A 13254-nucleotide genomic window follows, 5' to 3' on the forward strand; every position below is an offset into this window, starting at 1 on the left:
GTACCGTCCGCTCGCTCTGCTCCGACGCGGCCGGCGAGCGGCGCGATCCTCGCCGACGCGGCCGGTGAGCGGCGCGTTCCTCGCCCGGCGACACCCATGCCGGAGGACCGGTATGCCGAGCTGTCATGAATATGCCTGACCGGCATACGCGCTCGGTGGTGATCCCCCGGACCAGCAGCTCCTGCCGCACCGGCCCGGGGTGGTGGGCTGGCCCGGGGTGGTGGGCTGGCCCGGGGTGGTGGGGCGGAGCGGCATCCGGCAGCGCCCGCCGCTGACCTATCGGCGTTCGTAGAAGGTGATGCTCACGCCGCCCGGGGCGGAACCCGGGTCGGAGCTGAGCCAGGTGTTGGCGTTGAGGAAGGCGTAGGGGCCGGTGGCGCGGGCCTCGAAGGTCGGCACCAGCCGGCCGAACGCCCCGCAGTTACGGACCAGGATCAGCTCCCGGTCGTTGGCGGACAGCACGTACCGGGCGTCCAGCGTGGTGGTCGCGCCGATGAGCTGGTAGTCCGCGCCGCCGGCCAGGATCGATCCGGTCACCCGGCCGCTGGTCGTACCGCCGGTGATGGGGATGATGTTGCGGGTGCCGCGCTTGCTGGCGCCGACGGCGAGGCTGGAGCCGAGCGTGACGGTCTCGGTGAACACCGTGGCGCCCCTCGTGCCGCTGCCCGTCGCGCAGTCCCACGACTGGTTGGCGACACCGGCCGGGTCGGTGAGCTGGACGGCTCGGCCGGGGACACCCCGGAGACGTCGTACACGGCCAGTTCGAGGGTGTCCGTGGTGGTATTGACCGTCCGGGTGCCGGCGTACGTCCCGGTGTTCAACCAGGCGTACGGGCTGGAGTTCGGGGCCTCGAAGTCGGGCACGATCCGTACCGTGGAGTCTCCGGCCGGTGCGACCCCGCAGCCGCGCAGATAGATCAGGGTGCCGTCGCCGGTGCGCAGGATGTTGATCTGCTCAAGCTCGGTCGCGCCGTTGCTGAGGGTGAGCTCCAGGTCCAGTCCGCCGGCGAGGAGGGTGCCGTTGATCCGGTCACCGGTGACCGTGCCGCCCCTGATGTCGAGGATGCGGCGACGGCCGTACTGGGTGGTGCCCACGTCGCGGATCGCGCCGAGCTGGGCGGTGGCACGGAAGACGAGCCGGCCGCGCGCCGGTGCCACGATGCCTCCGGATCTGCCGCAGGTCCAGGACGGGTCGGGCACGATCGTCGGCTCCGCGCCGCTCGGCGTCGTACTCGGGGTGGGTAGCGGCGTGCTCGGAGTGGGTGACGGCGTGTCCGGAGTGGGTGACGGCGTGCCCGGAGTGGACGGTGGCGTGCTGGGGGTGGGTGACGGCGTGCCCGGGGTGGGCGAGTTCGGCACCGTGGGCGTGGCGGACGGGCCGGTGCTGCCGGTGCAGGGGGTGCCGTTGAGCGCGAAATCGGTCGGCGTCGGGTTGCTGACGTTGTTCCATGACCCGTTGAAACCGAACGACGCGCTCGCTCCGGTGGCGAGCGAGGCGTTCCAGGTGGTGTTGCCGGCGGTGACCCGTCCGCCGTTCTGACTGAGGGTGCCGTTCCAGTACTGGGTGACCTGCTGCCCGGCGGTGAACGACCAGGTCAGTTGCCAACCGTTGAGCGGGTCACCGAGGTTGGTGACGGCGACGTTCGCACCGAAGCCGCCGCCCCACTGGCTGGAGATCGCATACGTCACCCGGCAACCGGTGGCGGCGTAGGCCGAGGTGGTGACGCCGACCGCGCCGACCAGGGTGGCAACGGCGAGCACTCCCGCGAGCAGCGGCCGACGGTGAACGAGTCTCATCTGATCCTCCCGTATCGGCAGCTCAGCTGCCTGAACACAGGGACAGGCTTCGCTCAGTGTCCCGATCGGACAAGAATCTGTCAATCGATTTGCATGGATGCTTTCCAGGTGGTGGGCTCTCCTGGCGGGCTGTGTACGGATCGGCGCAGATCCGCCAAAAGGTGTGGTTCCACGAGGCCGGATGGACTTGGCAGTTCGGCGAGCCCCAGCAGTCGGCGAAGACGGCGCGATCGGTCCGGCCACGCCGAAGCGACGACTCGCGGGCATGACGGCGGCGCGGCATGACGGCCGCGCGGGCGCGGCAACGGCGCACGGGCACGGCAACCGCGCACGGGCACGGCAACCGCGCACGGGCACGGCAACCGCGCACGGGCACGGCAACCGCGCACGGGCGCGGCAGCGCAATCCGGCACCCGGAGTCCGGACGGTCTGGGAGACGCGCCTCGTGGTGGCACCAAGGCGGTCGGGCCCTGCTGTGGATTCAGGTTGCGAGCATCGGCACCCGACGGGCAGCCCTCTTTGTGAAGAGTTGTTGTCGCCCTGGCGACAACAACTCTTCACAAAGGAGACCGCGACCCAACGCGCGGCGGAGCGGCGCGCGGGCAGGCGGGCGGGCGGCGCGCGGGCGGGCCAGCACGCGGCGCGCGGGCACGCGGGATCGAATCCCGCCCGGTCGTCGTGTTGATGCCCGCGTCGCGATCAGCACCCTGCGATCAGTCGGCGGACGGGCCATCGTCGCTTCACCATCAGCTAGCGGACAGTGCTGATCGATTCTGCGATCGGGAGCAGTTCACCACCGAACCGCTCGACGTCGACCAGCACGTCGACCGCCACTCCGGGCCGGACGAGCCAGAACGCCTCCCCCTCGCCGACGAACCCGACACCCTCGCCGTGGCCGAACTCCGTCAGCGGCCACCCGTCAGGGTCGCGCTCGTGGTACTCGGCCAGGAAGTCGCGCAGTTCCGTGAGGCCGGTCAACCGCTCGCCGCGCAACACGTGCACCCGCAGGTCAACCCGGTATCCGTCCTCCACCGCACGTTCCCAGACCCGGCTGGCGAAGTTGACGTCCTCCCACTCGGAGGCGAAGTCCGAGACCAGCTCACCGGCCCCGTCCGGCACCCGCCCGACGTGGAACCCGTCCAACTCCCCGCCGTCCCGCCCGCCCGTCTCCACCACCGCCATCACCCCGCCGCCTCAATCGCCGCCTCCACCTTGTCCAAGTAGTTGAACCACCACTCCCCCTGCTCCTGCTGGGAGGCAGTGGTGAGCAGGTTGGCAGCAATGACGAAAGGCAAAACGATCACCGCTTCTTGCGACAGGACATCGGCGATCGACCGTCGCTGGACCAGAGCATCCAGGAAACTGGCGACCTCGGCACTGCTCGGCCCGATCCAACTTTCCTGGCGTTCGATGTCGCCAGCGATCTCCTGAATCTGCACCGAGGTCGGTGCACCAGAATGGACGTCGAAGACCACGAAAGCGCAGATCGTGACCGCGAGTTGCACACCTTCTTGCAGCTCAACTGGACCTGACAGGCGGGTGATCGCCTCGTCGAACCGGGCCGCGTCCCGTTGAACGGCCGCGTCCAGCACGGCCCGTACCAGGGGCTCTATTCTCTCGTCAATCTTCATTGCCCGGCCTCCCTTGGCGATGCTTCTCTTTCCAAGCCTTGAACGCTCCTGTCGCACCGGCTACGGCCAAGACAGTACCAACGACCGTTTTCGGCAGTACGGGGAGAAATTCCTGGAAGGTCGCATAGCCAGCGGCAGAAGCGGATGCCCACCAGCCGATCGCCTCCGGACTGATTCTCGCCCGTGGGGCAGCCGGTGGACTGGCGTTCTCGCGACGCTCGCTTCGCCTCTGCCTGTCCACGCCACCGTCCGAGCTATCCAGCCTTCCCATAGGGCCGGGCGCGGCTGGACGGATGACCGGAAGCGCGGTCGCGGGTGGTTGGTGGGTCGTGCTACCACCACCCGAGGTCAGTTTCCCAGCGCGCGTACCTTCGTGATCGTCTCCTGGACCTGCTGCTTGGCCGGCTGACCACCCTGGGCGGCCTGGGCGAGCGCCTGCCGGTAGCTGTCGATCATGCCGATCAACGGGCCAGCGGCGATGCCCTGCAACGCTCCGGCGACCAGGGAACGCGCCTCGGCGGCGTCCTGCGCAGCCGCCGCCGTCTTCGCCCGCGCCTCGTCCAGCTTCTGCGACGCTGCTGCCAGCTTCGCGATCATCTCCGCCGCGCTCACACACACTCCCCCGGGTCGACCGACACACCACAGTCACGCCGCCGCACCGGCAATGACCACAGGGGAGCCTACGAGGTGAACACCGAACGCAGCCACCCCGTAACGGTGACGCATCCCGGTCACTCCCGCTCGGCGACAAACACCCCGAGCCCGTGGACGCCCTGCACCCATCCCTGCGTCTGCAGGACGAGGATGGCTTGCCGAACGACGGTCGTCGAGACGCCGTGCTCGGTCTTGAGCTGGATGGTGGAGGGCAACTGGTCCCCCGGCGCAAGGTCTCCTGATTCGATCTGACCACGGATGTGGTCCGCGAGTTGTTGCCATTTGGGCTTGACGGGCATGTGTGTACTCCCAGGTCTGCCCCGCCATTCGATCACGTGCCACTACCTGTGACAAGTAACGTGTTGTCGTGCTTGCTATGCGTGACTAGATGTGTAAAGCTGCCATCGATCGGCTCCCAGGTCTGCAACCCGGAGTTGGTCTGTTCCTCACCCGCACAGAGCGCCCGGTCGGGTCATCCCCCGACCCGACCGGGCGTGCCGCCACCTGCCCATCCGCCGACGACGCCCAATCCGGGCCCGCCCGACGACACCTCACCCCACCAGGCCCACCCCACCAACAGCCCCACGCCCGAGGAGATCGACCGCCGGGAGCCTCCCCGATGAACCAGCCCACTCGGAAGCAGACCCGCTTCCGCCCGATCAGGACCACTTCGCGCAGCAGGTGGCCGGGATCAACCCGAGCACCACTCCGACCACGACTCAAGGGAGCTGATGTAGCGGTATCGGACCGGCCCGGACACCGCTACATCAGCCCCCTTGAGTCGATCTACCCGGCACGACCGGCACTCAGGTGCGGACCCAGGATCGGATTGCGCTTTTGCACACGACACGCCGATACGAGTACGCAAAATCGCAATCTGATCATGGCGACCCGATTGCCTCCACTGCCACCGACGGAATTCGACCGTCGCCGCCGTGCCTCGACTACCACCCGACACGCCTCGACTACCGCTCAGCCCTCGGCTACCGCTCGGCGACGTACAGGCCGACCCCTGGGACGCCGACGACCAGACCTTCGGCCTTCGGCCTTCAGGGTCAGCATCGCGTTGCGCACGACGATCGACGACACGCCGTGAATCTGGCAGAGCTGCTAGGTGGAGGGCAGCTTCTGCCCGCACGCGGCCCCTACCCGACCCATCAGACCCCGCCCGAGGAGACCGACCAACCGGGAGCTGCCCCGATGGACGACCGACCCGACAACCACCCCGACCACGACCACCACGCCGACCACCGGCCTGGCCCCGACCACCAGCACCGAGCCGACCGGCACCACCGACCGCATCCCGCCCAACGGCAGCACGACAACCCCCGACGACAGCACGACAACCAACGCCCACAGCAGGACAACCAGCGCGCGCACGACAGCCAACGACCGCACGACAACCGTCGGCCGTACGACAGCCAGTCGGCGGACACCGACGTTCCCCCGGAGCCCGGTGGCGACCTGGGTCTGCTCGTCTCCGACCAGGACCTCGAGGACGCCGACGACATCCTGTTCGCCCATCTCCCGCGCGTGGTGACCCGCCAGCTCTGCGGCTGCGGCGAGGACTACCCCTGCGAGCAGGTGCGGTACGCCCGGCTGATCAAGGCCGCCGCGCCCCGGAGACGCCGGTGAACGCCACCGACCTGCGCCGGTACGCCGCCGAACGGGCCACCGAAGCGCGGCGGACGCTCGCCGAGCACGGCACCGAGGCGTACACCGGGATCTGTCGGAGCTGTGGGCGGCCCGGACCGTGCGACGCGCAGCGGGCGGCGCGGGCCTGGTTGGCCCACTATGGCGGGACGGTGGACGATCTGCGGGCCGCCTGGCTGGTGACGCTCGCGGCGGCTGACCGGGCCGGGGCGCAGTTGCACGGGGCGGTGCCGCCGGGGCGGCGGGTGCCCTGGCAGGACGCCGTGGTCGAGTGCTGGCGGGCGTTGAACCTGGCCTACGCGGTACCGGACGAGCAGGGCGGTTCGGCCGGTGAGCTGCTGGCCGAGCTAGGGAGGGCGCGACTCGACGCGGAGCTTGCCACCGCGCTCATCGGCGTGGTCCGGCACCGGCTCGGGGCGGCCGAGGACCGGCTTCGGCGTACCGGCGGGGCGGCGGAACTGGTCGCGGCCCGGCGGCTCGGGGCGGCCCGGCACCGGCTCGACCTGGCCGCCGCCCGGCTCGCGGTCGGCGGCCGACGCGTCGACCGTTACACCGCGAACCTGGCCGGTCGGCCGGAGCCGGAGCCGCCGCCACCGCCGGCCACCGGTGCGGTCACCGCCGTGGCGGTGGGCACCCGCTCGGCGGTACGCCTGATCGCCGCCCGACGCCGCCGCCAGCGCCCCGGCCCGTTGGGCCTACTCCGCGACCAGACCCGCCGCCGACCCCGAGAGGACACCTGGTGAACGATCCGACGGCCGCCCTGCGCGGTCTGCTCACCGGCCGGCTCCGCAGCCACGACCGGCGGCTGCGCCGGTTCAGCGAACCACAGTGGCGACGGTACGGCGACCTGCTCGCCGGGGCGCTGCTGGTCGCCGTGCGACGGCGGTTCGTGGCCGGCCAGGACCGCGCCCCGGTGATCCGGTTCGTGGCGGCGGCCCGGGAACGCTACGACCCGACGGGCCGCGACGTCGACCCGGTACGCGCCGAGGCGCTGATCTGGGCGGCGCTCGGCGAACGCCCACCGGTGCCGGACGATCCGGCGGCCGTGGTCGCCCGGACGGTGCTGCTGCTCGGGCTGCTGGAGGACGAGGGGCTGCTCCCCGCCGAGCTGGACGCCTTCCTCACCGCCGCCGAAACCGCCGCCGGAGCCGAAACCGCCGCAGACACCAACACCTCAGTAGGCACCGACACCGCCGTAGGTGCCGGGCCGGCAGGCTGCGGGTCAGCGGCCGAGCCGGAACAGCATCAGGTAACCGAGGTAGGCGACCGGCACCAACACGATCCCGACCCGGTGCAGGCGAAATAGGTACCGACCGCGCGGTCCAGCGGTGACCATGTCGGCAACAGCGGCCGCGGAGGGCTTACCGACCGACTTTTCCGCTGGTCGTCCCCGTACGAAGACCACCGGGAAAGCGGAGGCACCGAATTCGGGAGATCAGAGAACGGCGGAGATCAGCAGACGTTCGCCGTATTCCAACTCACCTTCGTCACGCCCATGGGCACATAGAAGAATCCGTCGCCGGGGGTAGCACAGTCCGTGCCGGTCATAATCGTTCCGGCAGCGTTGAAGCGCCAGCTAATCGCGGCGTTCCGGTTCGTGTAGTTGTAGTAGTTGAAACCCGTGATGTTGCCGGTCCACTCGGTGGTGGTCACCAGGGACGGAGTCGCCGTGGGAACCCCGTTCGGGTGATCCCAGTGGGGCCAGACGCAGAATGTGCCCGGCTGGCAGTTCCCGGGCGGGTAGACGCCGGCGCCCAACTGGGGTGCCGCCGAGGCAGGTGGGGCAACGGCCAGCACACCTGCGACGGCCCCGGCGATGGCGAGTGATTTCAACAGCACGGCAACCTACTTCCATTGATGTAGATGGATCGGAATTCAAACTACCGCCGGAAAGTTGCACGGTCAAGCACCTGGCGCCCCCGAGCACCGGTCGAGATCCGCGACGGGGATGGTTGACACGGGGAATACAATCGATCCAGACCAATTTCTTCGGGGCTGAACGCGCTCCGGCCCCGTTCCTGAACACCGTTAGGAAGGGAAGCTCATGCGCAGTTTCACCAGCCGTATCGCTGCGGGTCTCGCCGCCGCACTGATCACCACACTGGCCGTGACGGTACCGGCGTCGCCCGCAGCCGCTGTCGAGACGCTCAAGGTCCCCGACGTCGGCCTCGTCTTCTACCAGGCCACCACGCAGATCATCGTCGGCAGGCAGGCCACGCCCGACGGTATCTGCCGCCCGGTCCCGGCAGAGGCGATCTGGGCGATCGGCTGGAACGGCTTCGGTTCCGTCTCCGGCTACCGGACCTCCGACTGCACCGGTACCGCGTCCGAACTGAACAACTTCCACAGCTGGCCGTACGAGGGCTACTACCTCTCCTACCGGGCCGGCTGACCAGCATTCCCGGTGGTCGTTCCCGGACGACCACCGGGACGAGGTCCCTTCTTCACCGCCGCCGAAACGGCTGCCGCAGCAGCCGCCAACGGCCCCGCAGGCACCTCAGCGCACCAGGCGGAACAGCAGCAGGGTCACGCAGTACGCCAGCGGCACCAGCAGGGCGCAGACGACGAAGCCGAGCGGGGCGTACCGGGGCGGGTCGGTGTCGGCCAGAGCCGGCCGTCCCCAGCGGCCGAGGACCAGCCAGCCGGCCACGAAGGAGAGTAGCGGCAGGCCGGCGCAGGTCAGCGCGCCCAGGGTGACGCCGTCGACCACGCCGATGCCGTTGGCGACCACCAGCACCAGCATGGTCAGCGCCCCGACGGCGGCACAGCCGACGTAGACGGCGACCGCGCGGGCCGTCGGTGACCAGGTGGGCAGCAGGGCGGGCCGCTGGGCCAGCGCCTCGGCCTGCTGGCCCCACCGGTCCGCCTCGTCGACCAGTCGCCCGACCTCCGCCAACACCACGGCCGGATCACCGTCCACCCCGGACGCGATCTCCACCCCGGAACCGGCTGCCCCGGGACCGGGGGCCGGGTCGGTCACCGGGGGTAGGCCGGCCGCCGCGCCGAGCTGGGTGAGGCGCTGCTCCTGGGCGGCCAGCCGCTGCCCGAGCTGGGCCACCCCGGCGTGCAGGGTGCGGCGGCGCTCCGTCTCGGCGGCGGCACCCCGCTCACCCTCCCGGATCCGGGCGGAGAGCTGGCGGACGGCCGCCGCGTACTCGTCGTAGCCGGCCACTCAGCGTTCCTCCTCGTCGGGCTGGTACCCGGGGCGGACGAACGGCACGATCAGCGTGCTGCGCTGGTCGTGCCGGTCGACCAGCAGGGCCCGGTCCGGGCGTGGGGTCCAGGACAGGTCGGTCACCCCGAGATGCAGCCCGAGATCGTCGGCGGACACGTTCAACGCCACCAGACACGCCACGTCGTCCCGGTTCTGGGTGCCGCCGAGGTCGTCGGCGAGCCGACGCAGCCCCCGCCACCAGCCGAGCAGGTGCACCCCGTGCCCCGGCCCCTCCCGCAGCAACGCCCGCAGGTCGTCGTGGCCCGAGCGGTACGTGTCGGGGTCGGCGGCGGCGAGGACCGCGCCGGCCGCATCCACCCCGAAGACCACCAGGTACGTCCGGCCGCGTTTCCCCGGGCCGGTCGCCAGCTCGCCGATCCGGGCGCGTAGCCCGGCCGCGTCGACCTGGGTCACCGGATGCCCGGCGGCCTTCAACCCGGCGGCCGTGTCGTCGGCCAGGTCGTCGGCGGCGGCGACCAGCGGGGCCAGCACGAACTCGGCCTCCCCGGGCCGGTGCTGACCGGCGAGGCTCAGTGCGGCGGCCCGCAGCACGTGCCCGCCGGTCGCCGAGGTGCCCACCACGCCCAGGTGCCGGCCGGGCGAGGCGTCCAGGTCGAACCGGGCGGTGCTGCCGGCCACGTCGACCGTCCGGCCCACCAGCACCGCCGGGCGGCGGACGGCGGCAACGGCCGGGACCGGCTCGTCCTCCAGGTGCGCGGTGGCGTAGCCACGGAAGACCGCGGGCGGTCCCACGTCGTCGGGACGGGCGTCCCACAGCTCGTAGCGCAGCCGGGCGAGCTGCCGGGCGTCGGCGTGCGCGTCGGGGAACCGCAGCAGGGTGTCCGCGCCCGCTGCCCCGGCGGCGGTGTTGACCACCGCCGTGCCGATCTCGGTCGCGCCGGCGACGACCCCGCGCGGGCCGAGCACCGCCTCGCCGCCGGGCAGCGCCACCCGCAGGGCGAACTGCCCGAACAGCGACTCGGCCCGGCCGTACAGGGCTTCCACGCCGGTGGTGCTCTGGCTGGCCAGCACCAGGTGTACGCCGTACGAGCGGCCCTTGCGGGCCAGCTCCTCCAGCAGGTCGACGGCCTCCCGGGCCAGCCGGTCGTTGCCGGCGAACAGGACGTGGAACTCGTCGATCACGGCCACCGTGCGGGGCACCGGCTCGGTGTCCGGCAGGTCGGCCAGCTTGGTCACCCCGTGCCGCTTGAACAGCCCGGCCCGCCGGCCCAGCTCACGGCGCAGCTCCCGCAGCACGGCCAGGCCGTACTCGCGATCGGACTCGACGCCGACGGCACGGGCGTGCGGCAGGAACGACGGGTCACGTTCGGTGGGGACGAACTCGGTGAAGCTGACCCCTTCCTTGAAGTCGAGCAGCCAGAGCTGGAGCGCGGTCGGGGGGTAGCGGGCCGCCAGCCCGTACAGCACGTCGAGCAAGAAGACCGTCTTGCCCGCGCCGGTGCGGCCACCGACCAGCCAGTGCGGGGTCGCGTCGTCGAAGGCCAGCGTCACCGGGGTACGACCGGAGCGGCCGACCACGGTCCGCAGGCCGGCGCGGGCGGACTCGGTCCAGCGCCGTTCGGGCAGCAGGTCGGCCAGGTGCAGGGCGGTGTCCCGGCGCAGTTGCGCGCCCAGCCGGTCGGCCAGCGCCTGGACGGCGGCGGCGGGCGGATCGCCGTCGAGCAGCACCGGTACGGCCAGCCCGGTGCCGTCGTCGCTGAACGGTTGCCCCGGCGGATCTCCGATGCGGGCGTAGCGTTCGTCGAGGCGTACCTCGGTGGTGCCGCCCAGCGACGGCGGGGCCTGGCCGGGCCCGGTCACCGCGCGCCCGGCGAACAGCACGCACACCCCGGCGGACGGCCCGGCGTGGGTCAGCGCGGCGAGCCGGGCCAGCTCGCGCGGGCCGGGCGCGGACGCGGCCACCACCAGCAGCAGCCCGCCCTCCCCCGCACCGACCTGCCCTGTGCCGGACTGTCCCGGGCCGACCTGTCCACTGCCGACCTGGCCAGCGCCGGCCTGGCCAGCCCCGAAGTGTCCCGGGCCGAGCTGGCGCGGGCCGAGCTGTCCCGGGCCGGCGTGCTGGGCGGCGCGGGCGTGCGCCTCGGCCACGTCCAGCAGCGCGCCGATCTCCGCCTCGGTGGTGGCAACGCCGCCGAGGACCCCGGCGTCGCGCAGCGGACGCAACGGCATGAAGGTGGCGCCCAGCGCGGCCGGGTCGATGCCGACCACCCGCACCGTGCCCGGCGCGGCCGTGCTGAGCAGCCGCAGCACCAGCACCCGCAGCAGCACCGCCACCCGGGGATCGCGGGCGTCACTGTCGACCGCCAGGTGCCGGCCGGCGCCCAACGGCAGCAGCAGCGGGAACCGACCGTCCGCCGTGGACGCCTCACCGATGCGCACCGGGGCCGGTCCGCCGAGCGCCGGCGGGGCGGCCAGCGCGTCGGCCAGCCGGGCCAGCCGGGCGACCAGGTCGGCGGTGCGTTCCGGGACGGGCTGCCCGGTCAACCGGTCCAGCAGCGTACGGGCGACGGTCCACCGCTGCCGGGCCTGCCGGTGCGCGGCGACCGCCTGCCCGTACGCCGATGCGAGCCTGCCCACCCACTGCTCCCCACCGACGTCCGAACGAATCGAGGGAACCCTAGCGCCCAACGGGGTTGCGGCGCACGACCCGCCGCGGCGGGGACCGCCGATCCGGGGCGGACGGTTTCACCGTCGTCGATTAGGTTGTCGGTGCGAACACCCCGATGGAGGGAGTCCACCCCGTGCGACGTGTTTTCACGGCGGCCATCGCCGCCCTGACCGTCACCACCGCCGGCACCCTGGTGACCGGCACCCCCGGCCAGGCCGACGCCCGACCGGGCAAGAGCCGGTCGGTCGCGGTCTCGGCCGGGCCGAAACCCGGCAGCCCCGGCCTCGGCGACCCCTACTTCCCCGACTACGGCAACGGCGGCTACGACGTCGACCACTACGACGTGCGGCTGCGCTACGAGCCGGCCACCGACCGGCTCAGTGGCACCACCACCATCCTGGCGACGGCCATCCAGGACCTCTCCCGGTTCAACCTCGACTTCCTGCTCGACGTCGAGTCGGTGAAGGTCAACGGTTGGACCGCCCGGTTCGCCCGGGAGGGCGCCCACGAGCTCGCGGTGACCGCGCCGCGCGGCATCACGACGGGCCAGGCGCTGACCATCGTGGTGACGTACTCCGGGGTGCCGTCGGAGACCCTGGTCGACGGCTACACCGGGTGGACCCGCACCGCCGACGGCGCGCTCGCCGTCAACGAGCCCGAGTCGGCCTGGTGGTGGTTCCCGGCCAACGACCATCCGCTCGACAAGGCCACCTGGGACATCTCGGTGTCGGTGCCCACCGGTGTCGAGGTGGTCAGCAACGGCGTCCAACCCCGGCCCCCGCTGGCCGAGGCCGGCAACCGGACCCGCTGGAGCTGGCGCAGCACCAAGCCGGGCGCCACCTACCTGGCGTTCCTGGCGATCGGCCAGTACGACATCGTCACCGACACCGCGCCGAACGGGCAGCCGGTGGTGAACGCCTACAGCACCACGTTGGGCGAAGGGGGGCCCGCCGCGCGGGCCAGCATCGAACGGACCGCCGAGATCGTCGACTGGGAGAGCGGCATCTTCGGGCCGTACCCGTTCGAGGCGCAGGGCGGCGTGGCCGGGCCGGTCGACGGCATCGGCTTCGCGCTGGAGACGCAGACCCGCCCGGTGTACGGGCCGGGCTTCTGGCGACGCGGCAGCAACCCGTACGTGGTGGTGCACGAGAACGCCCACCAGTGGTTCGGCGACTCGGTCTCGGTGGCGAACTGGAGCAACATCTGGTTGAACGAGGGCTTCGCCTCGTACGCCGAGTGGCTCTGGTCGGAGGCGCAGGGTGAGGGCACCGCGCAGGAGCTGTTCGACTTCACCTACGACGGCTACCCGGCCGACGACGCGTTCTGGCAGGTCCTGCCGGGCAACCCGGGGGCCGGTGCGGTCTTCGACGACGCGGTCTACGACCGGGGCGCGATGGCGCTGCACCAGCTCCGGCTGACCATCGGCGACGACGCGTTCTTCCGGCTCCTGCCCGCCTGGACGGCCGAGCACCGGTACGGCAACGGCACCATCGCCCAGTTCCAGGCCCTCGCCGAACGGATCTCCGGCGTCGATCTGGACTCGGTCTTCACCACCTGGCTGTTCACCGCCGGCCGCCCCACCCCGGCCGCCGCCACCCGCACCTCGACCGCCCCGGCGCAGCCGAGGTCGTGGTCCCAGATCCGGACGGCGCACCAGCTGATGGCGCGTTGACCGAA

Annotated in this window: 14 protein-coding genes; 5 read left to right on the forward strand and 9 right to left on the reverse strand. The window is 71.8% G+C overall.

Annotation, left to right across the window (positions count from 1 at the left end):
* Window positions 1–276 precede the first annotated feature (276 nt).
* The 6 genes from ACIG87_RS08210 to ACIG87_RS08235 form a co-directional block, all read right to left on the reverse strand.
* Window positions 277–642, reverse strand: a complete 366-nt coding sequence (locus tag ACIG87_RS08210; protein WP_396849328.1) for a DUF3237 domain-containing protein — start codon at window positions 640–642, stop codon at window positions 277–279.
* Window positions 534–1796 (reverse strand): DUF3237 family protein, encoded by a 1263-nt coding sequence (locus ACIG87_RS08215; protein ID WP_396849330.1) that lies wholly within the window; start codon window positions 1794–1796, stop codon window positions 534–536. Before ACIG87_RS08215 ends, ACIG87_RS08210 begins: the two co-directional genes overlap by 109 nt.
* 750 nt (window positions 1797–2546) lie before the next feature.
* Window positions 2547–2972: a hypothetical protein gene (locus tag ACIG87_RS08220; protein ID WP_396849331.1), complete on the reverse strand. Its 426-nt coding sequence runs from the start codon at window positions 2970–2972 to the stop codon at window positions 2547–2549.
* 5 nt (window positions 2973–2977) lie between these two features.
* A complete protein-coding gene (locus ACIG87_RS08225; protein ID WP_396849333.1) occupies window positions 2978–3427 on the reverse strand; it encodes a hypothetical protein in 450 nt (149 codons plus the stop codon).
* Between the two features lie 348 nt (window positions 3428–3775).
* Complete coding sequence (locus ACIG87_RS08230) at window positions 3776–4039, reverse strand: DUF6244 family protein (protein WP_396849335.1); 264 nt, start codon at window positions 4037–4039, stop codon at window positions 3776–3778.
* Window positions 4040–4158: 119 nt separating this feature from the next.
* Complete coding sequence (locus tag ACIG87_RS08235; RefSeq protein ID WP_396849337.1) at window positions 4159–4380, reverse strand: winged helix-turn-helix domain-containing protein; 222 nt, start codon at window positions 4378–4380, stop codon at window positions 4159–4161.
* Window positions 4381–5281: 901 nt separating this feature from the next.
* Between ACIG87_RS08235 and ACIG87_RS08240 the strand changes: the two genes are divergently transcribed.
* The 3 genes from ACIG87_RS08240 to ACIG87_RS08250 are packed head-to-tail and all read left to right on the forward strand — an operon-like array spanning window position 5282 to window position 7040.
* Complete coding sequence (locus ACIG87_RS08240) at window positions 5282–5716, forward strand: hypothetical protein (RefSeq protein WP_396849338.1); 435 nt, start codon at window positions 5282–5284, stop codon at window positions 5714–5716.
* Window positions 5713–6477: a hypothetical protein gene (locus ACIG87_RS08245; protein WP_396849340.1), complete on the forward strand. Its 765-nt coding sequence runs from the start codon at window positions 5713–5715 to the stop codon at window positions 6475–6477. The genes ACIG87_RS08240 and ACIG87_RS08245 overlap by 4 nt, the downstream gene beginning before the upstream one ends.
* On the forward strand, window positions 6474–7040 hold the full coding sequence (locus ACIG87_RS08250) for a hypothetical protein (protein ID WP_396849341.1): 567 nt from the start codon (window positions 6474–6476) through the stop codon (window positions 7038–7040). The genes ACIG87_RS08245 and ACIG87_RS08250 overlap by 4 nt, the downstream gene beginning before the upstream one ends.
* Window positions 7041–7186: 146 nt before the next feature.
* On the opposite strand, the gene ACIG87_RS08255 is transcribed toward ACIG87_RS08250, so the two are convergent.
* On the reverse strand, window positions 7187–7387 hold the full coding sequence (locus tag ACIG87_RS08255) for a hypothetical protein (protein ID WP_396849343.1): 201 nt from the start codon (window positions 7385–7387) through the stop codon (window positions 7187–7189).
* A gap of 391 nt (window positions 7388–7778) precedes the next feature.
* Between ACIG87_RS08255 and ACIG87_RS08260 the strand changes: the two genes are divergently transcribed.
* A complete protein-coding gene (locus tag ACIG87_RS08260) occupies window positions 7779–8126 on the forward strand; it encodes a hypothetical protein (RefSeq protein ID WP_396849344.1) in 348 nt (115 codons plus the stop codon).
* A 105-nt stretch (window positions 8127–8231) separates the two neighbouring features.
* Here ACIG87_RS08260 and ACIG87_RS08265 read toward each other — a convergent pair whose 3' ends face one another.
* Together ACIG87_RS08265 and ACIG87_RS08270 are read right to left on the reverse strand one after the other, a co-directional pair.
* Window positions 8232–8906 (reverse strand): hypothetical protein, encoded by a 675-nt coding sequence (locus ACIG87_RS08265; RefSeq protein WP_396849346.1) that lies wholly within the window; start codon window positions 8904–8906, stop codon window positions 8232–8234.
* Window positions 8907–11546 (reverse strand): FtsK/SpoIIIE domain-containing protein, encoded by a 2640-nt coding sequence (locus ACIG87_RS08270; protein ID WP_396849348.1) that lies wholly within the window; start codon window positions 11544–11546, stop codon window positions 8907–8909.
* Between the two features lie 164 nt (window positions 11547–11710).
* On the opposite strand from ACIG87_RS08270, the gene ACIG87_RS08275 reads away from it, so the two are divergent.
* The gene (locus tag ACIG87_RS08275) at window positions 11711–13249 is read left to right on the forward strand and encodes a M1 family metallopeptidase (protein WP_396849350.1); all 1539 of its coding nucleotides are present in this window, start codon (window positions 11711–11713) and stop codon (window positions 13247–13249) included.
* Window positions 13250–13254: the final 5 nt, after the last annotated feature.

It is taken from the genome of Micromonospora sp. NPDC051925, assembly GCF_044548625.1.
GTDB lineage: Bacteria > Actinomycetota > Actinomycetes > Mycobacteriales > Micromonosporaceae > Micromonospora.